General features: G+C 63.6%; 23 protein-coding genes and 7 tRNA genes. 24 read left to right on the top strand and 6 right to left on the bottom strand.

The genetic code is table 11. The annotated features are described in order from the left end of the window. The first annotated feature begins 6 nt into the window (after positions 1-6). From fabF to N7422_RS22215, 6 genes are read left to right on the top strand one after another with little or no spacing between them, the layout of a single operon-like run. Complete coding sequence (gene fabF, locus N7422_RS22240) at positions 7-1,251, top strand: beta-ketoacyl-ACP synthase II (RefSeq protein ID WP_279808550.1); 1,245 nt, start codon at positions 7-9, stop codon at positions 1,249-1,251. Continuing rightward, entirely contained in the window at positions 1,251-2,066 is an 816-nt protein-coding gene (pabC, locus tag N7422_RS22235) for an aminodeoxychorismate lyase (protein ID WP_279808549.1), read from the top strand. The genes fabF and pabC overlap by 1 nt, the downstream gene beginning before the upstream one ends. 3 nt (positions 2,067-2,069) lie before the next feature. Continuing rightward, positions 2,070-3,248 (top strand): endolytic transglycosylase MltG, encoded by a 1,179-nt coding sequence (mltG, locus tag N7422_RS22230; protein WP_279808548.1) that lies wholly within the window; start codon positions 2,070-2,072, stop codon positions 3,246-3,248. Next, the gene (tmk, locus tag N7422_RS22225; RefSeq protein WP_279808547.1) at positions 3,245-3,877 is read left to right on the top strand and encodes a dTMP kinase; all 633 of its coding nucleotides are present in this window, start codon (positions 3,245-3,247) and stop codon (positions 3,875-3,877) included. Before mltG ends, tmk begins: the two co-directional genes overlap by 4 nt. Next, positions 3,870-4,856, top strand: coding sequence for a DNA polymerase III subunit delta' (locus N7422_RS22220; protein ID WP_279808546.1), 987 nt, complete (start codon positions 3,870-3,872; stop codon positions 4,854-4,856). Before tmk ends, N7422_RS22220 begins: the two co-directional genes overlap by 8 nt. A gap of 33 nt (positions 4,857-4,889) precedes the next feature. After that, entirely contained in the window at positions 4,890-5,678 is a 789-nt protein-coding gene (locus N7422_RS22215; RefSeq protein ID WP_279808545.1) for a TatD family hydrolase, read from the top strand. On the opposite strand, the gene N7422_RS22210 is transcribed toward N7422_RS22215, so the two are convergent. Both N7422_RS22210 and N7422_RS22205 read right to left on the bottom strand, forming a co-directional pair. Next, the gene (locus N7422_RS22210; RefSeq protein WP_279808544.1) at positions 5,668-6,942 is read right to left on the bottom strand and encodes a hypothetical protein; all 1,275 of its coding nucleotides are present in this window, start codon (positions 6,940-6,942) and stop codon (positions 5,668-5,670) included. The two genes, N7422_RS22215 and N7422_RS22210, sit on opposite strands and share 11 nt — an antisense overlap. A 306-nt stretch (positions 6,943-7,248) precedes the next feature. Then, positions 7,249-8,382: an aminotransferase class V-fold PLP-dependent enzyme gene (locus N7422_RS22205; RefSeq protein ID WP_279808543.1), complete on the bottom strand. Its 1,134-nt coding sequence runs from the start codon at positions 8,380-8,382 to the stop codon at positions 7,249-7,251. 73 nt (positions 8,383-8,455) lie between these two features. Here N7422_RS22205 and N7422_RS22200 point away from each other — a divergent pair, with 73 nt between their 5' ends. The 5 genes from N7422_RS22200 to N7422_RS22180 all read left to right on the top strand — a co-directional run bounded on the left by N7422_RS22200 (position 8,456) and on the right by N7422_RS22180 (position 12,012). Next, positions 8,456-9,091 carry a TetR/AcrR family transcriptional regulator gene (locus tag N7422_RS22200; RefSeq protein ID WP_279808542.1) on the top strand — a complete coding sequence of 212 codons (636 nt, stop codon included), beginning with the start codon at positions 8,456-8,458 and terminating at the stop codon, positions 9,089-9,091. A 117-nt stretch (positions 9,092-9,208) separates the two neighbouring features. After that, positions 9,209-10,177 (top strand): radical SAM protein, encoded by a 969-nt coding sequence (locus N7422_RS22195; RefSeq protein ID WP_279808541.1) that lies wholly within the window; start codon positions 9,209-9,211, stop codon positions 10,175-10,177. Between the two features lie 66 nt (positions 10,178-10,243). Further along, on the top strand, positions 10,244-10,849 hold the full coding sequence (locus N7422_RS22190; RefSeq protein ID WP_279808540.1) for a DUF4823 domain-containing protein: 606 nt from the start codon (positions 10,244-10,246) through the stop codon (positions 10,847-10,849). Between the two features lie 11 nt (positions 10,850-10,860). Continuing rightward, positions 10,861-11,421 (top strand): DUF1285 domain-containing protein, encoded by a 561-nt coding sequence (locus N7422_RS22185; protein WP_279808539.1) that lies wholly within the window; start codon positions 10,861-10,863, stop codon positions 11,419-11,421. A 174-nt stretch (positions 11,422-11,595) separates the two neighbouring features. Next, entirely contained in the window at positions 11,596-12,012 is a 417-nt protein-coding gene (locus N7422_RS22180) for a cupin domain-containing protein (RefSeq protein WP_279808538.1), read from the top strand. A 54-nt stretch (positions 12,013-12,066) separates the two neighbouring features. Here the strand turns inward: N7422_RS22180 and N7422_RS22175 are convergent. Next, a tRNA-Asn gene (locus N7422_RS22175) sits at positions 12,067-12,142 on the bottom strand. Between the two features lie 62 nt (positions 12,143-12,204). Beyond that, the gene (locus tag N7422_RS22170; RefSeq protein WP_279808537.1) at positions 12,205-13,401 is read right to left on the bottom strand and encodes an aspartate/tyrosine/aromatic aminotransferase; all 1,197 of its coding nucleotides are present in this window, start codon (positions 13,399-13,401) and stop codon (positions 12,205-12,207) included. Positions 13,402-13,690: 289 nt separating this feature from the next. Between N7422_RS22170 and uvrB the strand changes: the two genes are divergently transcribed. Next, the gene (uvrB, locus tag N7422_RS22165; RefSeq protein WP_279808536.1) at positions 13,691-15,706 is read left to right on the top strand and encodes an excinuclease ABC subunit UvrB; all 2,016 of its coding nucleotides are present in this window, start codon (positions 13,691-13,693) and stop codon (positions 15,704-15,706) included. A gap of 276 nt (positions 15,707-15,982) precedes the next feature. On the opposite strand, the gene N7422_RS22160 is transcribed toward uvrB, so the two are convergent. Together N7422_RS22160 and N7422_RS22155 are read right to left on the bottom strand one after the other, a co-directional pair. Continuing rightward, entirely contained in the window at positions 15,983-17,473 is a 1,491-nt protein-coding gene (locus N7422_RS22160; protein WP_279808577.1) for an MDR family MFS transporter, read from the bottom strand. A gap of 49 nt (positions 17,474-17,522) precedes the next feature. Continuing rightward, a complete protein-coding gene (locus N7422_RS22155; protein WP_279808535.1) occupies positions 17,523-18,578 on the bottom strand; it encodes an HlyD family secretion protein in 1,056 nt (351 codons plus the stop codon). A 144-nt stretch (positions 18,579-18,722) separates the two neighbouring features. On the opposite strand from N7422_RS22155, the gene gltX reads away from it, so the two are divergent. The 12 genes from gltX to N7422_RS22095 all read left to right on the top strand — a co-directional run bounded on the left by gltX (position 18,723) and on the right by N7422_RS22095 (position 25,005). Further along, positions 18,723-20,204, top strand: coding sequence for a glutamate--tRNA ligase (gene gltX / locus N7422_RS22150; RefSeq protein WP_279808534.1), 1,482 nt, complete (start codon positions 18,723-18,725; stop codon positions 20,202-20,204). 345 nt (positions 20,205-20,549) lie between these two features. Beyond that, a tRNA-Ala gene (locus N7422_RS22145) sits at positions 20,550-20,625 on the top strand. Between the two features lie 72 nt (positions 20,626-20,697). After that, positions 20,698-20,773 (top strand) — tRNA-Glu (locus N7422_RS22140). Between the two features lie 52 nt (positions 20,774-20,825). Beyond that, positions 20,826-20,901, top strand: a tRNA-Ala gene (locus tag N7422_RS22135). A gap of 42 nt (positions 20,902-20,943) precedes the next feature. Further along, positions 20,944-21,019 (top strand) — tRNA-Glu (locus N7422_RS22130). Positions 21,020-21,086: 67 nt separating this feature from the next. Next, positions 21,087-21,162, top strand: a tRNA-Ala gene (locus N7422_RS22125). A gap of 42 nt (positions 21,163-21,204) precedes the next feature. After that, positions 21,205-21,280, top strand: a tRNA-Glu gene (locus tag N7422_RS22120). 170 nt (positions 21,281-21,450) lie between these two features. After that, complete coding sequence (locus tag N7422_RS22115; protein ID WP_279808533.1) at positions 21,451-21,990, top strand: TetR/AcrR family transcriptional regulator; 540 nt, start codon at positions 21,451-21,453, stop codon at positions 21,988-21,990. A gap of 25 nt (positions 21,991-22,015) precedes the next feature. Next, positions 22,016-22,849 (top strand): alpha/beta fold hydrolase, encoded by an 834-nt coding sequence (locus N7422_RS22110; protein ID WP_279808532.1) that lies wholly within the window; start codon positions 22,016-22,018, stop codon positions 22,847-22,849. A 44-nt stretch (positions 22,850-22,893) separates the two neighbouring features. Next, positions 22,894-23,328, top strand: a complete 435-nt coding sequence (locus N7422_RS22105; RefSeq protein ID WP_166884286.1) for a thioesterase family protein — start codon at positions 22,894-22,896, stop codon at positions 23,326-23,328. 52 nt (positions 23,329-23,380) lie between these two features. Beyond that, positions 23,381-24,352 (top strand): tRNA-dihydrouridine synthase, encoded by a 972-nt coding sequence (locus tag N7422_RS22100; protein WP_279808531.1) that lies wholly within the window; start codon positions 23,381-23,383, stop codon positions 24,350-24,352. A 209-nt stretch (positions 24,353-24,561) separates the two neighbouring features. Then, positions 24,562-25,005, top strand: a complete 444-nt coding sequence (locus N7422_RS22095) for an Hsp20 family protein (RefSeq protein ID WP_279808530.1) — start codon at positions 24,562-24,564, stop codon at positions 25,003-25,005. Positions 25,006-25,052: the final 47 nt, after the last annotated feature.

Below are 25,052 nucleotides of genomic sequence, written 5' to 3'. Positions count from 1 at the left end.
AGTACTGTGTCGCGTAGACGCGTCGTGGTCACTGGTATGGGTATGCTGTCGCCACTGGGTACCGATGTACCGAGCACCTGGCAGGGCATTCTGGCTGGCCGCAGTGGCATCGGTCCGATCGAGCATACGGATCTTTCTGCCTACTCCACCCGTTTTGGCGGCTCGGTGAAAGGCTTCGAAGTCGAGCAGTACCTGTCGGCCAAAGAGGCCCGCAAGCTCGACCTGTTCATCCAGTACGGCCTGGCGGCCGGTTTCCAGGCGGTGCGCAATGCCGGGCTGGAAGTCACCGACGCCAACCGCGAGCGCATTGGCGTGGCCATGGGCTCGGGCATCGGTGGCCTGACCAACATCGAAGAGACCAGCCGTACCTTGCACGAGCAGGGGCCGCGTCGTATCTCGCCGTTCTTCGTGCCGGGCTCGATCATCAACATGATCTCTGGCTTCCTGTCGATCCACCTGGGCCTGCAGGGGCCGAACTATGCGATCGCCACCGCCTGCACCACTGGCACCCACTGCATCGGCATGGCCGCGCGCAATATCGCCTATGGTGAAGCGGACGTGATGATCGCCGGTGGCGCCGAGATGGCCGCCTGTGGCCTGGGCATGGGCGGTTTCGGCGCTTCCCGCGCGCTGTCGACTCGCAATGACGAGCCAGCTCGCGCCAGCCGTCCGTGGGACAAGGGGCGTGATGGCTTCGTCCTGTCGGACGGCGCCGGTGCCCTGGTGCTCGAAGAGTTGGAGCACGCCAAGGCGCGTGGCGCGACCATCTACGCCGAGCTGGTCGGCTTTGGCATGAGCGGTGACGCCTTCCACATGACCTCGCCACCCGATTCCGGTGAAGGCGCCGCGCGCTGCATGGCCAATGCCCTGCGCGATGCCGGCATCCAGCCAGAAGAGGTCAGCTACATCAATGCCCATGGCACCTCGACGCCCGCCGGCGACGTGGCCGAAGTGGCCGCGATCAAGCGCGTGTTCGGCGAGCATGCCTACAAGCTCGCAGTGAGCTCGACCAAGTCGATGACCGGCCACCTGCTGGGTGCCGCCGGTGCGGTGGAGGCCATCTTCAGCGTGCTGGCGATCAACAGCCAGATGGCGCCGCCGACCATCAACCTGGATGAGCCCGACGAAGGCTGTGACCTCGACTTCGTGCCGCACCAGGCGCGCAGCATGCCGATCGACGTGGTGCTGTCCAACTCCTTCGGCTTTGGCGGAACCAACGGTTCGCTGGTGTTTCGCCGGTTCGCCGGCTGATGCTGAGCTGGATCGATGGCCAGGACGCGGCTGCGGTCAATCTGCAAAGCCGTGGCCTGGCCTACGGTGATGGTCTGTTCGAGACCATCGCCGTGCGCGGCGGCAGGCCCAGCCTGCTCGCGCAGCACCTCGATCGCCTGGCGCTGGGTTGCCAGCGCCTGGCGATCGAGGCCGATCTGACGCTGGTTCGCAATGAAGTGTTGCAATTTGCCCAGTTGCTGGACGAAGGCGTCGCAAAGCTGATCCTCACGCGTGGCGACAGTCCTCGGGGCTATGCTCCGGCAGCCGGCGTGCAGGCGCGACGCATCCTCCAGGGTGGCCCCTTGCCGGCCTATCCCGCGCAGTACGCCGAACAGGGTGTGCGCGTGTTCCCCTGTCAGACACGGTTGGCGGAACAACCGCTGCTGGCCGGGCTCAAACACCTCAACCGCCTCGAGCAGGTGCTGGCCCGTGCCGAGTGGCAGGACAGCGCGTTTGCCGAAGGCTTGATGCGTGACAGCCAAGGGCGGGTGATCGAGGGGGTGTACAGCAACCTGTTCCTGGTATGCGATGGCGTGCTGCTGACCGCAGACCTCAGTCGCTGCGGTGTGGCCGGGGTCATGCGGGCGGCATTGCTGGAGCAGGCCACCTTGCTGGGCATTACCGCGCAGGTGCGGGATTTGCCGTTCGAGGCGCTGCAGCAGGCGGATGAAGTGTTCCTCTGCAACAGTGTCTACGGCATCTGGCCTGTGCGTGAATTCGCCGCGCTGAACTGGCCGGCGGGCCCAGTCACCCGTAAACTGCAGGCCGTTGCCCGTACGTTACTGGATACCTGATTCGTGAGACGCAAATTCCTGCTGCTGCTGGAAATGGGTTTGATCCTCGCCGGCCTGGCATTGGGCTGGGCGGCCTGGAAGGTCAACTCGGTCCTGGAGCAGCCCCTGCAAGTGGAGCAGGAGCGCCTGCTCGATGTACCTGGCGGCACCACGCCCAATCGCATGTTCTACCGCATGCAGGGTGAAGGACTGCTCGATGACGCTGTCTGGCTGCGCCTCTACTGGCGATTCAACATGGCCGGCACCGCGCTGCATACCGGCGAATATCGCCTGACCCCCGGCATGACCGTGGGCCAGCTGTTCGATGCCTGGAAGCGCGGCGATGTGGTGCAGTACAACCTCACGCTGGTGGAGGGCTGGACTTTCCGCCAGGTGCGCGCGGCGGTGGCCAAGCATGAGAAGGTCAAGCATACCCTCGATGGGCTGTCCGACTCGCAGGTGATGGAGAAGCTTGGCCACACGGGCGTGTTCCCCGAAGGGCGTTTCTTCCCTGATACCTATCGCTTCGTGCGTGGCATGAGCGATGTCGAGTTGCTGCAGCAGGCCTACATGCGCCTGGAGGAAGTACTGGCCAAGGAGTGGGCCGAGCGTACGACCGACCTGCCGTACCGTGACCCTTACCAGGCGCTGATCATGGCTTCGCTGGTGGAAAAGGAAACCGGTATTCCACAGGAGCGCGGGCAGATCGCCGGCGTGTTCGTGCGCCGCATGCGCCTGGGCATGATGCTGCAGACCGATCCTACGGTGATCTACGGCATGGGCGAACGCTACAACGGCAGGATCACCCGCGCCGATCTGCGCGAGCCTACGCCTTACAACACCTACACCATGACCGGCCTGCCGCCGACGCCGATCGCCATGGTCGGGCGCGAGGCGATCCATGCCGCCCTGAACCCCAGCGATGGCTCCAGCCTGTACTTCGTTGCCCGCGGCGACGGCAGCCATGTGTTTTCCGACGACCTGGACGACCACAACAGCGCCGTGCGCGAGTTCCAGCTCAAGCGTCGTGCGGATTACCGCTCGAGCCCCGCGCCCCAGGCACAACCGGCGCCATCCGAGGAGTCGACGCCCGATCAGCCGCCCGCGGCGGCGCCTGCGCCAGAAGGCGAGATGCCTGTACCCACCGATGAAACCGCGCCGGCCGATGTGCCGGCGCCAGAAGACAGCAAGGAACACTCGTGAGCGGTCTGTTTATTACCCTGGAAGGCCCCGAAGGCGCGGGCAAGAGCACCAATCGCGAGTACCTGGCGGCGCGTTTGCGCGAGCAGGGGATTGATGTGGTCATGACCCGCGAGCCCGGCGGCACGCCGTTGGCCGAGCGCATCCGCGAGCTGCTGTTGGCGCCGAGCGAAGAGGCCATGGCAACCGATACCGAGCTGCTGCTGATGTTCGCCGCGCGTGCGCAACACCTGGCCGAGGTCGTTCGTCCGGCGCTGGATCGCGGTGCCGTCGTGCTGTGTGACCGCTTCACCGACGCCACCTATGCCTATCAGGGCGGTGGCCGTGGTGTGCCGGTGGAGCGCATCGCCATTCTCGAGGCGTTCGTCCAGGGCGACCTGCGCCCGGACCTGACCCTGGTGTTCGACCTGCCGGTGGAAGTCGGCCTGGCCCGTGCCGCCGCCCGGGGGCGCCTGGACCGTTTCGAGCAGGAAGGCCAGGACTTCTTCGAGGCCGTCCGCCAAGCCTATCTGCAGCGTGCCGGCCAGCAGCCGCAACGCTACAGTCTGCTGGATGCCGCGCAGCCGCTGGAGGCCGTGCAGCGTGCGATCGACGCGTTGCTGCCAGGCATCCTGGAGCGTTGCCGTGGCTGAAGCCTACCCTTGGCAGCAGGCCTTGTGGCAGCAGTTGGCCGGTCGCGGCCAGCACGCGCACGCCTACCTGCTGCATGGGGCGCAGGGCATCGGCAAGCGTGCCCTGGCCGAGCGCCTGATGGCGCTGCTGTTGTGCCAACAGCCTCATGGCCTGGAGGCCTGCGGGCAGTGCAAGTCTTGCCTGTTGCTGAAGGCCGGCAGCCATCCGGACAACTTCGTGCTGGAGCCGGAGGAAGCCGACAAGCCGATCAAGGTCGACCAGGTGCGCGACCTGGTGTCGTTCGTGGTGCAGACCGCTCAGCAGGGCGGACGCAAGGTGGTCCTGATCGAGCCGGTCGAGGCGATGAACGTCAATGCCTCCAACGCCTTGCTCAAAAGCCTGGAGGAACCTTCCGGCGATACCGTGCTGCTGCTGGTCAGCCATCAGCCCAGTCGCCTGCTGCCGACCATCAAGAGCCGTTGCCAGCAGATCGCCTGTCCGCAACCGAGCCTGGCCCAGAGTCGGGCCTGGCTGGCTGGCGCCCTGGAAGGCAGCGATGACGCCGAGCGTGAAGAGTTGCTGACGCTGGCGGCGGGGTCGCCGCTGATGGCCGTCATCCTGCAGGCGCAAGGCGTGCGCGAGCAGCGCGCGCTGGTCACCGACGGGGTGAAGAAGCTGCTCAAGCAGCAGCAGTCGCCCAGCCAACTGGCCGAAGCCTGGAACGCCGTGCCGCTGTTGCTGCTGTTCGACTGGTTCTGCGACTGGTCGCACCTGATCCTGCGCTATCAGTTGACCCAGGATGAGGACGGACTAGGCTTGGCCGACATGCGCAAGGTGCTGCAGTACCTGGCGCAGAAGAGCCGCCAGGCCAAGGTGCTGGAGGTCCAGGCGTGGATCCTGGAGCAGCGCCAGAAGGTGCTGGGCAAGGCCAACCTCAACCGTGTACTGCTGCTCGAGGCCTTGCTCGCCCATTGGGTGCAGCTGCCGGGTCAGCGTTGATTCCCACCGTTCATTCATGTGTGTCGTGTTCCCATGCTCGTAGATTCCCATTGCCATCTCGATCGTCTTGACCTGAGTGCCCACCAGGGCTCCCTCGATGCCGCCCTGCAAGCGGCACGGGAGCGCGGGGTAGGGCACTTCCTGTGCATCGGCGTGAGTGCGGACAACGCCGGTGCGGTCAAGGCGCTCAGCGAGCGATACGCTGATGTCGACTGTTCGGTGGGGGTGCACCCGCTCGATCTGGCGCCGGGTGAGACGCCGGCGCTGGAGTGGCTGTTGCGTGAACTGGCCCACCCCCACGTGGTGGCCATTGGCGAGACCGGGTTGGACTACCACTACGAGCCGGAGGCCGCCGAGTTGCAGCAGGCGTCGTTCCGCCTCCACCTCGAAGCTTCGCGCCAGACCGGCAAGCCGGTGATCGTGCATACCCGCGCGGCGCGGGAAGACACCCTGGCGCTCCTGCGCGAGGCCAGCCTGCCCCAGGCCGGCGTGTTGCACTGCTTCACCGAGGACTGGCCGATGGCCAAGGCTGCACTGGACCTGGGCTATTACATTTCGCTGTCGGGCATCGTCACCTTCCGCAACGCCGACGCGCTGCGGGAGGTGGCCCGTCAGGTGCCGGTCGACCGCCTGTTGGTGGAGACCGATTCGCCTTACCTGGCGCCGATCCCGCACCGCGGCAAGCCGAACCTGCCCCAGTATGTACGCGAGGTGGCCGAGTACGTGGCCTCGTTGCGTGGTGTCAGCTACGAACAGTTGGCCGAACAGACCACTGGCAACTTCAAGCGCCTGTTCCCGCTGGCGCGGGTCATTACGGCCTGAGTAGCCCTCCTGCGGTGATTTCTGGCGCGGCGAGCAGGTAGCCCGTCAGCATGCCGATGGTGCCCTGGATGCCCGGGACTCGTTGGGTGCCACCGATGTGCCAGGCCAGCCCATCCAGGAACATCGCGGATGCGCTGGTATCCTTTCCGTCCATCAACCAGCCGGTGTTGGAAAAGGTGAGGTCCGGGCTGCCGTCGCTTCTGAGCATGACGCACAGATAGTAAGGGTCGTAGATGTCGCCGATCGTGCTGTGGCCCAGGCAGCAGATCCGTTCGTCCTTGGTCAGGGCAATCTGCCCCAGCGTCGCGTTTCTCTCTGGGGGCGTAATGAAGACCGGCTTGCCATGATTGAACGTCGGATCCTGCCCGCCGTTCGTTTTCAGGCGACAGATGAAGGCCGTCGATGCTGCGCCTGTGAGGGTGTGTCCGACGATGGTCATCGTCAGGCGATTTTGCGCGATCCCGCGAAGGGTAACGCGGTCGGCTGCCCCAAGGTCGAGGCGCACTCTGCCATTGCCGTCCGGGCCGAAGCCTTTATCCAGCCTGCCATTTTGATCGTAACGGGCCACTATTGCCTGTGAAGGCTCATGCAAGTCGATGCCGGCGAGGATGAACCCGTCATCTTGCAGGGCGCCGACCTGCAACTCGAAACCCTCGGGAATAAAGTAGCCGCCTGTACCGAACGACTCATCGAGTTGGCCGTTGATGTTCAGGCGCATGGCGAGGCCTAGATCACCCAGGAAAATCAGATACCCACCATCGGCGAGGCATGCCGAAGTTTGCAAGGGGCGCATTGCCTGCATTGTCTTGTAAAGGTCCCGCCGGCTTTTGCGAAGTGATGTCAGCAGGGCTGTATCGCGACGCTGTTCGAGGGCTGCAAGCGCAGGCCGGAAGTAGATCATGCCCCCGTTACCGAATGTGGTGTCTGGGTCACCATTGTCCTTGAGGCGAGATGCCGCGGGAAGAAACTCCAGCTCATCGGTTACCAGGATGCCTGTAATGAACAGATGTCCCTTCTGGTGGTTGCAGGAGAGGGCGAAGAATAACGATTCAGGCAGGGAGAAGTTGTAATCGCGCTCAAAGTCGGCAGAAGTGCCACGGCCATCGATCGAGTACCGCGTGATACGGAAGTCGCCATTGTATTCGGCCAGCTCTTTTGGGGGGCCAACGACGAATACAGCATCTGTTTTTTCACCAGGGGTGAGCGCTTGTACTTCTTCAAACTGATCCAGATCCCGCTTCGGAAGATTTACCGGGCTTTTCATGGGAGGGTTCCTGACAGGGGCACAGGAAACCAAGCTTATGGACCGTAGACCGAGGGGGAAACTGGCAAAAATGACAGGTGCGTCGCCGAGGAGGCCAAAAAAAACCCGGGTTCTGGGGGAGGAATCCGGGTTAAGACCATTAGGAGTAAAACAAAGGTACACGGTCCCTGGGCACCTTTATCGGCGCGTCACTTGGGGGGATGCGCCACGCCAACACTTCAAGTATTGGTCAGGATTGACGCGCTGCCAGCGATCGTTGATCGTTTTTTAAACAGATTTGGAATACGCCGGCCGTTCATTGGGCTTTCAGCGCATGGCGATCTGGCGGACCTGTCGAAGAGCTTCGGTGATCAGGTGCTCATTGGTATGGAAATGCGGCGAAAAGCGCACCCCGTGGCCACGCACGGCGCAGATCACCCCGTTACTGGAAAGTGATCGATAAATGTCGGCATTGGCATGCCCATCCAGGCTGAAACTCACGATGCCGGCGCGTCTCGCGGGATCTGACAGGCTGTGCAGGTGCGCGCCCGGAATGCTCGCCAGCTCCTCGTGCAACTGTCCGATGTTTCGTGCCAATCGCTCGGCGACCGTCGTCATGCCCACCTCTTCCAGCAATGACAGGCTGGCCTCCAGCGCGCAGGTGCCGAGCATGTTCGGACTGCCGCACTCGAAGCGCCGTGCGCTGCGCGCCGGCTGCCACTGGCGGCGTTCGAAGTCACCCAGGTTTTCCAGCATGTGCCAGCCATAGGCATGCAGTTTCAGCTGACTGCGCAGTTCGCTACGGCAATAGAACAGCCCCAGTCCCTCGGGGCCCAGCATCCATTTATGGCCGTCGGCCATGGCGAAATCGCATTGATAGGCCTGTACGTCGAAGGGCAGAGCGCCGATCTGCTGGATCGCGTCCACGCAGAACAGTACGCCGTGCGCACGACAAGCCTGGCCCAGACGGGCCAGGTCAAGGCGCAGGCCGCTGGCGTACTGGACCGCGCTGATCGCCAGCAGCCGGGTGCGAGGGCCGAAGGCTGCGAGCAGCGACGCCTCCGGATCGATGCTCGCCAGGCTCGCTTCGACCACTTCCACACCCTGGCCGGCCAAGGCCTGCCATACCACGCGGTTGGAGGGGAACTCTTCGTCACTGATGATCACCTGGTCGCCGGGTCGCCAATCGAGGCCGAATGCCACCAGCGACAAAGCCTGGGAGGTATTGCCAACCAGGGCGATGTCGCCAGTGCTCGGGGCGTTGATCAGGCGTGCCAGGCGCTCGCGCAGGCGCCGTTCGGTGGCGAGCCATGCCGGGTACTCGCTTGCGCCCAGGCGCACGTTGTCGCGGGCGAAGCGCGCCACGGCATCGCTGGTCCGACGCGGCCATGGGGCGATGGCGGCGTGGTTCAGGTAGCAGAGGCCCGGCGCCTGTTCGAACTCATCATGAAACATGGACATGGTTGGAAGATCCGTGCAATTTGCCGCCAGTTAGGCATAATAAACCGCTTCGATTGTCATCCCAGTCCTTCCTATGCAGAAAGAACCTCGTAAGGTCCGTGAGTTTCGTCGTCGCGAGCAGGAAATCCTCGGCACGGCGCTCAAGCTGTTTCTCGAACAGGGTGAAGACAGTGTCACCGTCGAGATGATCGCCGATGCCGTGGGCATCGGCAAAGGCACGATCTACAAGCACTTCAAGTCCAAGGCGGAGATCTACCTGCGCCTGATGCTCGACTACGAGCGCGATTTGAACGAACTGTTGCACTCGGCTGACGTCGACCGCGACAAGGAAGCCTTGTCGCGTGCCTATTTCGAGTTCCGCATGCGCGATCCGCAGCGCTACCGGCTGTTCGACCGCCTGGAGGAGAAGGTGGTCAAGGGCAACCAGGTGCCGGAAATGGTCGAGCAGCTGCACAGCATTCGCGCTTCCAATTTCGACCGCCTGACGCAACTGATCAAGGGCCGGATCAGCGAAGGCAAGCTCGAGGACGTGCCGCCCTACTTCCACTACTGCGCGGCATGGGCGCTGGTGCATGGCGCCGTGGCGCTGTACCACTCGCCGTTCTGGAGCAACGTGCTCGAGGATCAGGAAGGGTTCTTCCAGTTCCTCATGGACATTGGCGTGCGCATGGGGAACAAGCGCAAGCGCGACCCGGAGCCCACCAGCTGAGCTAGGGCGCAAGCGGGTTTGCCCCGCACAAGGTCTCATCTTTCCCGGCAGGGCTTGCAAAAACCTGATTTATGAGTCAGGTTTTGCCGGCCCGATTTTTCCATGCCGGAGTCATCCATGATCGTCGATCGTCAAGGCAGGCGCTTTCGCAACCTGCGCGTTAGCCTGACTGCTGCCTGCAACTATGCCTGCACCTATTGCGTGCCTGATGGCAAGCGCCTGGTCGCGGCGCAGGACGAGCTCTCGGCTGACGCACTGGCGCGCGGTGTGGCCTATCTGGTCGAGGCGGCCGGCATCGAACGGCTGCGCATTACCGGCGGCGAGCCGCTGGTCAGTCCGCGCCTGGATGCTTTTCTGAGGGCTGTGGCCGAGCTGAAGCTGGAGGATGTCAGTCTTACCACCAACGGTCAGTTGCTTTCGCGCAAGTTGCCGCAGCTGCGTGACGCCGGCATCCGCCGGATCAATGTCTCCCTCGACACTCTGGACCCATTGGCGTTTCGCCGGATCGCCCGGGGAGGCGACCTGGTCAGTGTGCTGGCGGGCATGGAGCAGGCCAGTGCCGAGGGCATGGCGATCAAGGTCAATATGGTACCCATGCGCGGTCAGAACCTGGACCAAGTGCTGCCGCTGCTCGATTATTGCCTGGCGCGAGGCTACGAGCTGCGTTTCATCGAGTTGATGCGCATGGGGCATCTGGCCCGTGACAGCAATGCTTTCCTGCAACAGTTCGTGGGGCTCGAACAACTGCTGGCGTTGATCGGCCAATCATATGCCTATGAGCAGGCGCCCCGACCGCTGGATGCCACGGCCCTGCGCTATCGCATTCCCGGCCTGGGGCACTTCGGTGTGATCGCCAATGAAAGTGTGCCGTTCTGCCGTGCCTGCTCGCGGTTGCGACTGTCCTCCACGGGCTGGCTGCATGGCTGTCTGTCGTCAGGCAACCGCCACTATGTCGGCGACCTGCTCGACAAGCCGCGCCACCAGGCGCTTCCCGCATTGCAGAGACTGCTGGTGAAGGCCCTGGCCGACAAGCAGGACCTGGCGTTTTCCGGCGACGTGATGGTGATGAAGGTGATCGGCGGCTGACTCTGGCGCAAAAGCTGCATCTGGCGGCTATTCGCCGGTTTTTCGTCACCGGTCTCTGGAGGAAAGATGCGTAGCCTGGTCTTGCTGCTGGCGCTGATGGCGTTGGGCGGCTGCATGAATGTCAGCGATATGGGCGAGGGCGTCCGTTACCACATGAGTGACGCGGGTCTGCTGGATCACAGCGATACCACTCGTACCCTGTCGATTCGACTGCAGCCGGACTCGTTCATCTTCATCGGTCAGGGGGCCTTCGTGCCGCCCGGCAAGGGGCCGGTGCCACGGCAGAACGCAGTGGCCGAGGAGGCCTTCAAGAGCTTCGTCGAATACTTCCCGCTGGTGCGCCGCGCCCAGGGCCCGCTGGGGCTGGAGGATGCCATTGCCGAGGCCCGCTCGGTCGGTGCCGATTACGTGCTGTACACCCGTTTCGCCCGTACCGACGACCGCATCGGCAATGGTGACGAGTGGTACGACGAGCAGGCGGTCGATCGCCTTGGCTGGGACAGCGGCGTGGTGCAGATGATGCTGATCGAGACCAGCACCCGTTACCTGATCGACACTGCCCGGATTAAGAGCCGTGGCGGTTTGTTGACGTTCCACGACAACACACCACAGGATTTGCTTGCCGCGCCGATGCGCGAGTACGCTCGTAGCCTTCTGGGCATGAGCCGCTGAGCGAGAATGAGATGAGCGATCCGGGCAAGGCCAACGATCTTCTGGCGCAGATTCCAAAGCACAAGGGGCTGCCGCCGGTGCACCTGTGGAACCCGGACTTCTGTGGCGACATCGACATGCGCATCGCACGTGACGGTACCTGGTACTACCTGGGTACGCCGATCGGGCGCAAGCCCATGGTCCGGTTGTTCTCCACGATCATTCGCCGGGAGGGTGACGACTATTTCCTGGTCACGCCGGTGGAGAAGGTCGGTATCCGGGTGGATGATGCGCCATTCGTCGCTGTGCTGCTGGACGTGCTGGGCAGTGGCGAGCAGCAGGTGTTGCGGTTCACCAGCAATGTGGACGATCAGGTCGAGGCCGGGCCGGCCAATCCGCTACGAGTCGTGCTCGATCCGGTCACTCAGGAGCCTTCTCCTTATGTGCTGATGCGCGCAAATCTCGAGGCGCTCATCCATCGCAATGTGTTCTACCAACTGGTCGAGCTGGCGGTGCCGCGAATGATCGACGGGGAGGAGTGGTTCGGGGTGTGGAGCCAGGGCGAGTTCTATGTGATTGGCCGTAGTGCCTGAGATAAGTGAGTTTTTACGCAAGTATCAAGGCAATCTATTTGGAAGTCGAAGTCGCTGGAAAACGCCTGATTGCGCAGCGGCGCAATCGGCCTCCCGCTTTTTCCCCGAATTGGCCATTTGCCCCAGGCAACCCCGGGCTTAACCTGCGAGCAGATGCCACTCAGGAGAAACCCCATGCGACCCACCCGCCTGCCCATTGCCTTGTTGACCCTGGGCCTGCTCGCCCCGCTGTCGCCCGTCTGGGCCCATGGCGATACACCCGACCAGGTCAAGATCCTCCAGGAACAGCTCCCCACCAACGCCCCCGGCAAGAAAGCCGTGATGCTCACGGTCAGCTACGGCCCCGGCCAGGCGTCGCCCGCCCACCAGCATCCGGGTGCGGTCATGGCCTATGTACTGGAAGGGGCGGTGACCTCCAAGCTCAACGACGAGCCGGAGAAGACCTACAAGGCAGGCGAGTTCTGGTACGAGGCCCCGGGCACCGTGCACAGCGTGTCGCGCAATGCCAGCAAGAGCGCGCCAGCCAAGCTGCTGGTCTGGAGCCTGGTGGACGAAGGCAAGCCGGTGACCGAGCCGCTGTCCCGGCCCTGACTCGCAGGCAATAAAAAACCTCCAGTGCTTGCGCATCTGGAGGTTTTCAGTGTCTGGCTCCGCGACCTGGACTCGAACCAGGGACCCAATGATTAACAGTCATTTGCTCTACCGACTGAGCTATCGCGGAATCTGCCCGTATCTTACCGCTTGCTTGGGGGAAGTCAAGCTTCCCCCAAGACAATCAAGCAGTTACAGCACTTCGACGATGGCCTTGGTGACCACGTGGAGGTTGCGCTGGTTCAGCGCGGCAACCGCGATGCGGCCAGTGTCGAGCGCGTAGATGCCAAAGTCGTTCTTCAGTCGCGCCACCTGCTCAACGGTCAGGCCGGAGTAGGAGAACATGCCGGCCTGACGGCCGACGAAGCTGAAGTCGCGCTTGGCGCCATACTCGGCCAGCAGTTCGACCATCTGCTTGCGCATGCCATGGATGCGCTCGCGCATCTCGGCCAGCTCGGTTTCCCACATCTGGCACAGCTCGGGGCTGTTGAGCACTGCGGCAACGATGCTGGCGCCGTGGGTCGGCGGGTTGGAGTAGGTGGTGCGGATCACCCGCTTGACCTGCGACAGCACGCGGGTGCTCTCGTCCTTGGAGCCGGTGACGATCGACAGCGCGCCGACGCGTTCGCCGTAGAGCGAGAATGACTTGGAGAACGAGCTGGAAACGAAGAACTCGAGGCCCGACTCGGCGAACAGGCGTACGGCGAAGGCATCTTCGGCGATGCCGGCACCGAAGCCCTGGTAGGCCATGTCGAGGAATGGCACATGGCCCTTGGCCTTGACCACTTCCAGCACGTTCTTCCAGTCATCCAGCGACAGGTCGACACCGGTCGGATTGTGGCAGCAGGCGTGCAGGACGATGATCGAGCCCGATGGCAGGTTGTTCAGGTCTTCGAGCATGCCGGCACGGTTGACGTCGTGGGTGGCGGCGTCGTAGTAGCGGTAGGTCTGTACCGGGAACCCGGCGCTCTCGAACAGCGCGCGGTGGTTTTCCCAGCTCGGGTCACTGATGGCGACCACGGCGCCTGGTTGCAGGCGCTTGAGGAAGTCGGCACCGATCTTCAGGGCGCCGGTACCGCCAACGGCCTGCACGGTGACCACACGGCCTGCGGCCAGCAGTGGCGACTCGGCACCGAAGATCAGTTTTTGCACGGCCTGGTCGTACTGGGCGATGCCGTCGATCGGCAGGTAACCGCGGGAGGCGTGCTGGGCGGCACGGGCGGTCTCGGCCTCGATCACCGCGCGCAGCAGCGGGATGCGGCCTTCCTCATTGCAGTAGACGCCCACGCCCAGGTTCACCTTGTCGGTGCGTGGGTCGGCGTTGAATGCTTCGTTGAGGCCCAGGATAGGGTCGCGGGGTGCCAGCTCGACAGCGGAAAACAGGCTCATTGTTACCTTGGCTCTGATAGGAGAGTGATAGGGGTCGCCACGCTCCAGCCGAAGGCACTGAAGCGGTGCGCAAACGGGGAGTCAGTATAGTGATACCCACCGGTCACTGCGACAGTCTGGCGCAGCTTTTGCGGCTGTTTGCGCAAATATTTTTCGACCATTGGTCGAATTGCCAGGTCCATTGCCATGAAGGTTCGAGGGCCGCACTTGAATCCGGCGCCCGACGGGCGTATTTGGGTATAGACTACTGGCTAAATTTACAGTTGCCGTGACATCCACGAGGTCCGACATGTCCGAGTTCCAGCTCGTCACCCGATTCCAGCCGGCCGGTGACCAGCCCGAGGCCATCCGCCAGATGGTCGAGGGTATCGATGCCGGCCTTTCGCACCAGACCCTGCTCGGGGTGACCGGCTCGGGCAAGACCTTCAGCATCGCCAATGTCATCCAGCAGGTGCAGCGCCCGACCATGGTGCTGGCGCCGAACAAGACCCTGGCAGCCCAGTTGTACGGCGAGTTCAAGGCGTTCTTCCCGAACAACGCCGTCGAGTATTTCGTTTCCTACTACGACTACTACCAGCCCGAAGCCTACGTGCCGTCGTCGGACACCTTCATCGAGAAGGACGCCTCGATCAACGACCACATCGAGCAGATGCGCCTGTCAGCGACCAAGGCGCTGCTGGAGCGGCGCGACGCGATCATCGTCACCACCGTGTCGTGCATCTATGGTCTGGGCAGCCCCGAGACGTACCTGAAGATGGTCCTGCACGTCGACCGTGGCGACAAGCTCGACCAGCGCGCCTTGCTGCGCCGTCTCGCTGACCTGCAGTACACCCGCAACGAGATGGACTTCGCCCGCGCCACCTTCCGCGTGCGTGGCGATGTGATCGACATCTTCCCGGCCGAATCGGACCTGGAGGCTATCCGCATCGAGCTGTTCGACGACGAGGTGGAGAACATCGCCGCCTTCGATCCGCTGACCGGCGAGGTGATCCGCAAGTTGCCGCGCTTCACCTTCTACCCCAAGAGCCACTACGTGACCCCTCGGGAAACCTTGATAGAGGCCGTGGACGGAATCAAGGAAGAGCTCAAGGAGCGTCTCGAGTACCTGCACAAGCACAACAAGCTGGTCGAGGCACAGCGTCTGGAGCAGCGCACCCGCTTCGACCTGGAGATGATCCTCGAGCTGGGTTACTGCAACGGTATCGAGAACTACTCGCGCTATCTCTCCGGCCGGCCGGCCGGCGCGCCGCCGCCCACGCTCTACGATTACCTGCCGCCGGATGCCTTGCTGGTGATCGACGAATCCCACGTCAGCGTTCCGCAGGTCGGTGCCATGTACAAGGGCGACCGTTCGCGCAAGGAGACCCTGGTGGAGTATGGCTTCCGCCTGCCGTCGGCGCTGGACAACCGGCCCATGCGTTTCGACGAGTGGGAGGCGGTCAGCCCGCAGACCATCTTCGTCTCCGCAACACCCGGTTCCTACGAGGCCGAGCACGCCGGGCGTGTGGTGGAGCAGGTGGTGCGGCCAACCGGCCTGGTCGATCCGCAGGTCGAGGTGCGCCCGGCGCTCACCCAGGTGGATGATCTGCTCTCGGAAATCGGCAAGCGCGTGGCGCAGGGCGATCGGGTGCTGGCCACCACGCTGACCAAGCGCATGGCCGAGGACCTCACCGACTATCTGGCCGACCACGACGTGCGGGTGCGCTACCTGCACTCGGACATCGACACCGTCGAGCGGGTAGAGATCATCCGCGACCTGCGCCTGGGCACCTTCGACGTGCTGGTGGGAATCAACCTGCTGCGCGAGGGCCTGGACATGCCCGAGGTGTCGCTGGTGGCGATTCTCGATGCCGACAAGGAGGGGTTCCTGCGTTCCGAGCGCTCACTGATCCAGACCATCGGCCGCGCGGCACGCAACCTGAACGGCAAGGCGATTCTCTACGCCGACAACATCACCGGCTCCATGCAGCGCGCCATCGACGAAACCGAACGGCGGCGGGCCAAGCAGGTGGCGTTCAACGAAGCCAATGGCATCGTGCCCAAGGGTGTGGTCAAGGACATCACCGACATCATGGAAGGCGCCACGGTACCGGGAGCGCGGAGCAAGAAGCGCAAGGGCATGGCCAAGGCGGCGGAGGAGGCCGAGCGCTACGAAGCCGAGCTGCAGACCCCGGCGCAGATCACCAAGCGCATCAAGCAGCTGGAAGAGAAGATGTTCCAGCTCGCCCGCGACCTGGAGTTCGAGGCCGCCGCGCAGTTGCGCGACGAGATCGGCAAGCTGCGCGAGCGGCTGTTGGCCAGCTAAAGCTCTACACAACCCCTGTAGGAGATTGCCCAGCCCTTCGGGCTACGCTGTCGCGCGGGGAACTGTCCCCTGTGGGAGCGGCCTTGCGTCGCAAAAGGGGCGCGCAGCGGCCCCAGGTTCTGAGCCACCCTCGAAATTGCCGGGGCTGCTGCGCAGCCCTTTCGCGACGCAAGGCCGCTCCCACAGTGACTAGCTAAATCTATGAGTTACGGTTTGTTCCATGAGAGCGGCCTTGTGCCGCGAAAGGCCGCTTCTACAGGTCAAGGCGTAACTCGCTCAGTGCGCCTCACCCGCCTTCAACCCCTGCGGCAACGTGCGCGTCAGCAACACCGCCAACATGCTCACCGCCAGCCCGATCCCGACAAAATGGAAGGCATCGTTGTAGGCCATGATCAAGGCCTGCTGGTGGGTAATCTCGGACAGCTTGCCCAGCGCTGCGTTATCGCTGCCCAGCCGCTCGGCCAACTGCGCCAGCCGCTCGGCCACCTGTGGGTTACCTGGCACCACCGACTCCCGCAGGTAGTCGAAGTACACCTTGGTCCGCGCATCCAGCAGCGTCGCCAGCAAGGCGATGCCGATGGCGCCGCCCAGGTTGCGCAGAATGTTGAACAGGCTCGAGGCCGACCCTGCATCCTGCGGCTGGATGTAGGCAGTGGCGATCAGTGAGATGGTGACCATGATCATCGGTTGGCCGAGGGCACGGATCACCTGGATCTGGTTGAACTGCGGGCCGGCGAAATCGGGATTGAGCACCCCCGAACCGAAGCTGGCGGCACCGAACAGGCAGAAGCCCAGGGCACACAGCACCTTGGGCGGGATCACCTTCATCAACTGCGGCACCAGCGGAATCAGGAACAGCTGCGGCACGCCCATCCACATGATCACCTCGCCGATCTGCAAGGCGTTGTAGCCCTGGATCTGCGCCAGGTACAGCGGCAACAGGTAGATCGAACCATATAGCCCGACGCCCATGCCCAGGCTGGCGATGCTCGACAGGCCGAAGTTGCGGTTGCCGAGAATGCGCAGGTTGATCAGTGGATGCGCGCGGGAAAACTGCAGGATCACGAACAGGATCAGGCTGAGCAGGGCGACCGTGCCCAGGCTGACGATCAGGCCCGACTCCAGCCAGTCCTTGCGATGCCCCTCCTCGAGAAACACCTGCAGGCAGCCCAGGCCTAGACCGAGGGTGACGATGCCCGCGTAGTCGGTGCTTTTCAGCAGTTCCCAATGCGCCTCTTTCTTTTCCAGCCCGTACAGTAGGCCGGCGATCATCACCAGACCAGGTGGGATGTTGATGTAGAAGATGTATTCCCAGCCCCAGTTCTCGGTCAGCCAGCCGCCCAAGGTCGGACCGATGGAGGGGGCGAAGGTGGCCGTCATGGCGAACATGGCCATACCCTTGGCGCGATGATGCTCCGGCAGCTTGACCAGGGTCAGGGTGAAAGCCAGTGGGATCAGCGCCCCTCCCGTGAAGCCCTGCAGGGCACGGAACACGATCATGCTCTCGAGATTCCAGGCCATGGAGCACAGCAGTGAAGACACCAGAAAGCCCAGCGATACCCATACCGCCAGGCGCCGCGCCGAGAGCAGCTGCACCAGCCAGGCGGTCAGCGGGATCATGATGATCTCGGCCACCAGATAGGAGGTGGAGATCCACGAACCTTCCTCCAGGGTCGCCGACAGCGCGCCCTGAATGTCCTTGAGCGACGAGTTGGTGATCTGGATGTCCAGCACCGCCATGAAGGCGCCGAGCATCACGCTCATCACCGCGATCCAGTCACGCCGGGTCGGCTCCGCGGTGGGGCGCAGCAGTTGATCACCGGCCATCTTGGCCTTTGTCCTCGGCGTGCAGGTCGACCGTGGCGGTGACCGACATGCCCGGGCGAATGCGACCGCGCAGCGGGTTGTCGGCGGCGAAGGTCAGCTTGACCGGAATGCGCTGCACCACCTTGGTGAAGTTGCCGGTGGCGTTGTCCGGCGGCAGCAGGCTGAACTGTGCGCCCGAGGCGGCGAACAGGCTGTCGACGCGGCCCGCGATCGGAGTGTCGGGGTAGCTGTCGAACAGCAGTTCGGCGGGTTGACCGGGGTGCATCCTGCCGATCTGGGTTTCCTTGAAGTTGGCCTGCACCCAGATGTCCTCGTCGGGGACGATCGATAGCAGGTAGGCGCCGGCTTGCACTACCTGGCCGTTGCGCGCGCTGCGTTGGCCGATGGTGCCGCTGATCGGTGCGTGGATCTCGCAGCGCGTCAGGTTCAGCTCGGCCTGGGCCAGGTCGGCGCGGGCATTGGCGATCTGCGCGTCGAGGCGCTTGAGCTCGGCGGTCAGGGCATCGACCTGTTGGCGCTGGCCCTTGAGGTCGGCTTGGGCCTTGTCGACCTGGGAGCGGGCGACATGGCTTTCCGCCGACAGGGTAGTGACCCGTTCCTCGGAGACGAAACCGGGTTTGCGCAGGGCCTGGGCACGGTTGAGGTCGAGCTGCGAGCGGTCGAGCGTGGCCTGGCTGGCAGCGACTTGGGCCTGGCCAGCGGCGATCAGGCTGCCTTGCTGGGTCAGGCGGCTCTGTGCCTGCATGCGCTCGGCCTCGCGGGTGGCCAGGGCGGCGCGGGCGCGCTCGACGGCCAGGTCGAAGTCGGCGGCTTCCAGGCGTACCAGCAGGTCGCCCTTGTTCACGTGCTGGTTGTCTTCCACTCGCACTTCATCGATACGCGCTCCGAGCTGACTGGAGATCCGGGTGATTTCGCCCTGTACATAGGCGTTGTCGGTGCTTTCGTAGAAGCGCCCCTTGAAGTACCAGTGGGCGAGAAAGGCGAGGCCGATCAGGGCGACCAGGGTGATGAAGATCAGCAGGCGGCGCTTGAGTGGGGTGGGCATGAGGGGGTGTCGTTGTGAAAGTGTAAGCAAATTTAACAGCGGTCGGTGGTAGCGTCACAAGTGACGATCGCGCCATTGCTGGAGCCCGATGCCCGCTCCCTGCTAACATCCCGCCTTTGTTTCATTCTTCGTTCGAGACTCACCATGACCACCGTTCGCACGCGTATTGCGCCATCGCCCACTGGCGACCCCCATGTCGGCACCGCCTACATCGCCCTGTTCAACTACTGCTTCGCCAAGCAGCACGGCGGTGAGTTCATCCTGCGTATCGAAGACACCGACCAGTTGCGTTCCACCCGTGAGTCGGAGCAGCAGATCTTCGACGCCCTGCGCTGGCTTGGCATCGAATGGAACGAAGGCCCGGACGTTGGCGGCCCGCACGGCCCGTACCGGCAGAGCGAGCGTGGCGAGATCTATGCCCGATACGCCAAGCAACTGGTCGACGCCGGCCACGCCTTCTACTGCTTCTGCACCGCCGAGGAGCTGGAGCAGATGCGCGCCGAGCAGATGGCCCGGGGTGAAACCCCGCGTTACGACGGCCGTGCCCTGCTGCTGAGCGACGAGGAAGTGCAGCGCCGCCTGGCCGCTGGCGAAGCGCATGTCATCCGCATGAAGGTGCCGAGCGAAGGCGTCTGCGTGGTGCCGGACATGCTGCGTGGCGATGTCGAGATCCCATGGGACCGCATGGACATGCAGGTGCTGATGAAGAACGACGGCCTGCCGACGTACTTCCTGGCCAACGTGGTCGACGACCACCTGATGGGCATCACCCATGTGCTGCGCGGCGAAGAGTGGCTGCCGTCGGCGCCCAAGCTGATCAAGCTGTACGAGTACTTCGGCTGGGAACAGCCCAAGCTCTGCTACATGCCGCTGCTGCGCAACCCCGACAAGAGCAAGCTGTCCAAGCGCAAGAACCCGACCTCGGTGACCTTCTACGAGCGCATGGGCTTCATGCCCGAGGCGATGCTCAACTACCTGGGGCGCATGGGCTGGTCGATGCCGGACGAGCGCGAGAAGTTCTCGCTGGCCGAGATGGTCGAGCACTTCGACTTGTCGCGCGTTTCCCTGGGCGGCCCGATCTTCGACATCGAGAAGCTGTCCTGGCTCAACGGCCAGTGGCTGCGCGAGCTGCCGGTGGAAGAGTTCGCCGCGCGCGTGCAGAAGTGGGCGTTCAACAGCGACTACATGATGAAGATCGCCCCGCACGTGCAGGGCCGGGTCGAGACCTTCAGCCAGGTCGCCCCGCTGGGTGGCTTCTTCTTCGAGGGCGCGCTCAAGCTCGACGCCAAGCTGTTCGAGAGCAAGAAACTGTCGGCTGACCAGGTGCGCCAGGTGATGCAGCTGATCCTGTGGAAGCTGGAAAGCCTGCGCCAGTGGGAAAAGGAGCGCATCACCGGCTGCATCCAGGCCGTGGTCGAGTCGCTGGAGCTCAAGCTGCGCGATGCCATGCCGCTGATGTTCGCCGCCATCACTGGCCAGGCCAGTTCGGTGTCGGTGCTCGACGCGATGGAAATCCTTGGCCCGGACTTGACTCGCTACCGTTTGCGCCAGGCCATCGACCTGCTCGGTGGTGTGTCGAAGAAGGAAAACAAGGAGTGGGAAAAGCTGCTGGCGAACATCGCCTGATGGCGTTCTGAAGGCGGCCGCTGAACCTTGTGGGAGCGGCCTTGCGTCGCGAAATGAGCGCAACGCGGTCCTGCAATTTAGCCGCCACGCAATAATTGCTGGGGCCGCTTTGCGGCCCTTTCGCGACGCAAGGCCGCTCCCACAGGCATTTCCCCCATGGCCAAGTAATCGGTTGTAGCGGAGCAGGGCGGTAAGTGTTTGTTATCTGTGAAAAAAATTTTGAATATTTTCAAAAATTCGTTTGACAGCCCTGCAATCCGCTCTTAATATGCGCCCCGTCCACAGCGATGAACGAAAACGAAACGTCAGGCACCCAGCCAGCGCTTCGGTTCAGAGCGACATTGTGGGGCTATAGCTCAGCTGGGAGAGCGCCTGCATGGCATGCAGGAGGTCAGCGGTTCGATCCCGCTTAGCTCCACCAAATTCCGACTGATAGCCAAGGCTGTCAGGCAAGGCCGGTTCCAGCAAACGGGTCTTGAAGGTAAGAAGGTTCGTCCCCTTCGTCTAGTGGCCTAGGACACCGCCCTTTCACGGCGGTAACAGGGGTTCGAGTCCCCTAGGGGACGCCAGTTTTGCACAAGCGATGCAGTATCCGTCGCTGGGCCGAGAGGCTATAAATCCGGGGCTATAGCTCAGCTGGGAGAGCGCCTGCATGGCATGCAGGAGGTCAGCGGTTCGATCCCGCTTAGCTCCACCAATTTTGCCGCGGTTCGCGAAAGCGGGCTGGCACGAAGGTTACGTCCCCTTCGTCTAGTGGCCTAGGACACCGCCCTTTCACGGCGGTAACAGGGGTTCGAGTCCCCTAGGGGACGCCACTTTTACTCGCAGATTGCGGGTGCTGAAAGGCTCATCAACCAGATGGATGAGCCTTTTGTTTTACTCGGGGCTATAGCTCAGCTGGGAGAGCGCCTGCATGGCATGCAGGAGGTCAGCGGTTCGATCCCGCTTAGCTCCACCAATTTTGCCGCGGTTCGCGAAAGCGAGTCGGCACGAAGGTCAAGTCCCCTTCGTCTAGTGGCCTAGGACACCGCCCTTTCACGGCGGTAACAGGGGTTCGAGTCCCCTAGGGGACGCCAATTTTTTTACCCGCGTTTTGCGGGATTTATAAGGTCCATTCGATTATTGAATGGGCCTTTTGTTTTTTCTGCCTCCTGAAAAATCACTGCGCCGGGCAATGGCTGCAGATTCTGCTTGCCAGAAAATATTATGAGAATAATATGTTACTCATAATATTGCGAGGTGAGCCATGAGCGACAAGAAGAGCAAGACCCGCGAGCGTATCCTCGACGCCGCCCGCTGCGCGTTGATCCAGCATGGCCCTGCCGAGCCGAGCGTCAGCCAGGTCATGGGCGCTGCCGGGCTGACGGTGGGTGGCTTCTATGCCCACTTCGAGAGCAAGGATGACCTCATGCTCGAGGCGTTCAACCAGTTGCTCGCTGAACGCCGGGCGCTTTTGGCCCAGCTCGATCCTGGGCTCGATGGCGGCGAGCGTCGTGCCCTGATGGCGGCCTTCTACCTGTCGCGCAAGCACCGCGACGCCGGGGTGCAAGCCTGCCCGATTCCAAATGCGCTCAGCGAAATGCAGCGTCTGCCGGTCGCGTTCCGCAATGCGCTCAGCGATCACATCGAGCTGATGATCGCGCAAATGGTCGACCGACCCGAAGACATCGACAAGGCGCTCGCCGACTTCGCCCTGATGGTGGGGGGGCTGGCCGTGGCCCGCGCTCTGGGCAACAGCGAGCTGTCCGACCGAATCCTGCGTGCCGCCAAGTCGGCGGTGATCTGAGCAACCTGACCCCTGGAGCAAGGCGATGACTACCCTGAGTTGGATTCGCGGCGTCAATGGCACCCTGGGCCACCTGGCCCCTGAACACATTGCCGGCAGGATGCGCCGGGCTTTCATGGCGCCGCGCACCCTGCCGCCCAGGCAGTGGGAGCTGCCATTGCTCGAGAGGGCCGAGCGCATCACCCTGCGTTTCGGGTTGTCGGCACTGCGCTGGGGGCAAGGGCCGACCGTGCTGCTGATGCATGGTTGGGAGGGGCGACCGACCCAGTTCGCCGCCCTGATCGAGACCCTGGTCGACAAGGGGCATACCGTGGTGGCACTGGATGGCCCGGCCCATGGTCATTCGCCCGGCGACCAGGCGAATGTGGTGTTGTTCGCCCGCGCCCTGCTCGAGGCCGCCGCCGAATTGCCACCCTTGCGCGCGGTGATCGGCCATTCCATGGGCGGTGCCAGCCTGTTGCTGGCCTTGCAGTGGGGGCTGCGGACTGATACGGCGGTCAGCATCGCCGCGCCAGCCCGTCTGCTCGGCGTGTTACGCGGCTTCGCCCGGCACCTCGGCATGCCGGCGCGTGCCAGGGCGGCCTTCATTCGCCAGGTCGAGCGCGACCTCGGCGTCCAGGTGGCGCGCCTCGACGTCAGCGGCTATCAGCTGGATATCCCGGGGCTGGTGGTGCATGCCAGCGATGATGCCCTGGTGTCGGCCAGCGAGGCGCCGCTCATTCACCAGGCCTGGTTCGACAGCCGCCTGCTGTTGCTGGAGGAGGGGGGTCACCTGCGCGTGCTGGCCGACCCCCGCCTGGGCGAAGCGGTGCTCGAGCTGCTGGCGCGTACCGCCCAGCCTGCGCGGCAAAGCGCCTGAGCATCCGTTACACTCTGCCCGTTCACTGAAAACCAGGAGCGGGCATGAGCTGGGATCTGGCAGCACCATTCATCATCGACCTTCGCGTCGGCAGCGAAGACATCGACGGCCTTGGCCACGCCAACAACGCCGTCTACGTCACCTGGCTGGAGCGCTGTGCCTGGCGTCATTCCCAGCGCCTGGGACTGGACCTGGCCGAGTACCGCCGTCTGGACCGGGCCATGGCCGTGGTCCGTCACGAGATCGACTACCTGGCCGCGGCCTACGAGGATGACGAACTGCAACTGGCCACCTGGATCATCGACTGGGACCAGCGCCTGCGCATGACCCGTCGTTTCCAGCTCAAGCGCCCGAGTGACGGCGTCACCCTGTTGCGTGCGCAGACCACCTTCGCCTGCATCGAACTGTCCAGCGGCAAGCCGCGGCGCATGCCGGCGGAATTCCTCGACGGCTATGGCCCGGCGCTGATCGGCAGCTGAGCGGTGGCGGTTTTTTGCTAGACTGCCGCCTTTTTCCTGGCGAGACCCTGAAATGCAAATTGCCCTGGCCCCCATGGAGGGGCTGGTCGACAACATCCTGCGCGACGTCCTGACCCGGGTGGGTGGCATCGATTGGTGCGTCACCGAGTTCATTCGCGTCTGCGACCGCCTGCTGCCGGCGTCCTCGTTCGACAAACTGGCGCCGGAGCTGCGCCAGGGCGCGCGTACCGCCGCCGGTGTGCCGATGCGCGTGCAACTGCTTGGCTCCGATCCGGTGTGCCTGGCCGAGAACGCGGCGCTGGCCTGTGAGCTGGGGGCGCCGGTGATCGACTTGAACTTCGGTTGCCCGGCCAAGACCGTCAACAAGTCGCGCGGCGGGGCGGTGCTGCTCAAGGAGCCTGAGTTGCTCCACGCCATCGTCCGCGAGGTGCGTCGCGCGGTGCCGGCGCATATTCCGGTGACCTCGAAGATGCGCCTGGGCTATGACAGCCCCGACGGCGCGCTGGACTGCGCCAGGGCGCTGGCCGAAGGCGGCTCGGCGCATCTGGTGGTGCATGCGCGGACCAAGGTCGAGGGTTACAAGCCGCCGGCCCATTGGGAGTGGGTGGCACGGGTGCAGGATGTGGTCGCGGTGCCGGTGTTCGCCAATGGTGAAATCTGGACGGTCGACGACTGGCGGCGCTGCCGCGAGGTCAGCGGTGCCGAGGACATCATGCTGGGGCGCGGGCTGGTGTCGCGCCCGGACCTGGCCCTGCAGATCGCCGCGGCTCGCGATGGCGTCGAGTACCAGCCGATGAGCTGGGACCAGCTGCTGCCGCTGCTGCGCGAGTTCTGGCGCCAGGCCCAGGCCAAGCTGTCGCCACGCTATGCGCCGGGGCGGATGAAGCAATGGCTGGCCATGCTGACCCGCAGCTATCCCGAGGCGGTGGTGTTGTTCGCCGAGTTGCGCCGGGAGGATGATTGCCAGCGGATCAGTGGCTTGCTGGGGATGGAGTTGCAGGCAGTCGAGGCTTGTGTTGCCTGAAACGGCTCTGTCGCGGGGCAAGCCCGCTCCCACAGCGGCGTTGCCGGGCTTCGTGGGAGGGGCTTGCCCCGCGATAAGATTCACCTCGTCGCCTACTTTTTTCACGCCAGCCCTTGAAAGCGTTGCCCACGGACATATCTCTTGAGTACGCGATGCCGAAGTCGGGTCGCGTAGTGACTTAACTTGCTGAATCTCAGGAGTTCATGACCATGACCACCGCATTCTCTCTCGCCCCGCTTTTTCGCAATTCCGTTGGTTTCGACCGTTTCAACGATCTGTTCGAAGCCGCCGCACGTAACGAGGCCGGTAGCAGCTACCCGCCCTACAACGTGGAAAAACATGGCGATGACCACTACCGCATCGTGGTTGCCGCTGCCGGCTTCCAGGAGCAGGACCTCGACCTGCAGGTCGAAAAAGGCGTTCTGACCGTGACCGGCGGCAAGCGCGACAATGGCAGCGAAGGCGTCACCTTCCTGCATCAGGGCATCGCCCAACGCGCCTTCAAGCTCTCGTTCCGCCTGGCCGACCATATCGAGGTCAAGGGCGCGGGCCTGGCCAACGGCCTGCTCAGCATCGAACTGCTGCGCATCGTGCCGGAAGAGGCCAAGGCCAAGCGCATTCCGATCAATGGCGACAAGCCTGCGCTGAACTGAGTTTGGCGGGATGAAAGAAAGGGCACCTTCGGGTGCCCTTTTCATTT

It is taken from the genome of Pseudomonas sp. GD04091 (genome assembly GCF_029836165.1).
Taxonomy (GTDB): domain Bacteria; phylum Pseudomonadota; class Gammaproteobacteria; order Pseudomonadales; family Pseudomonadaceae; genus Aquipseudomonas.
Note: the sequence above shows the minus strand (reverse complement) of the source record. Positions and strands in the feature narration are given on the sequence as shown.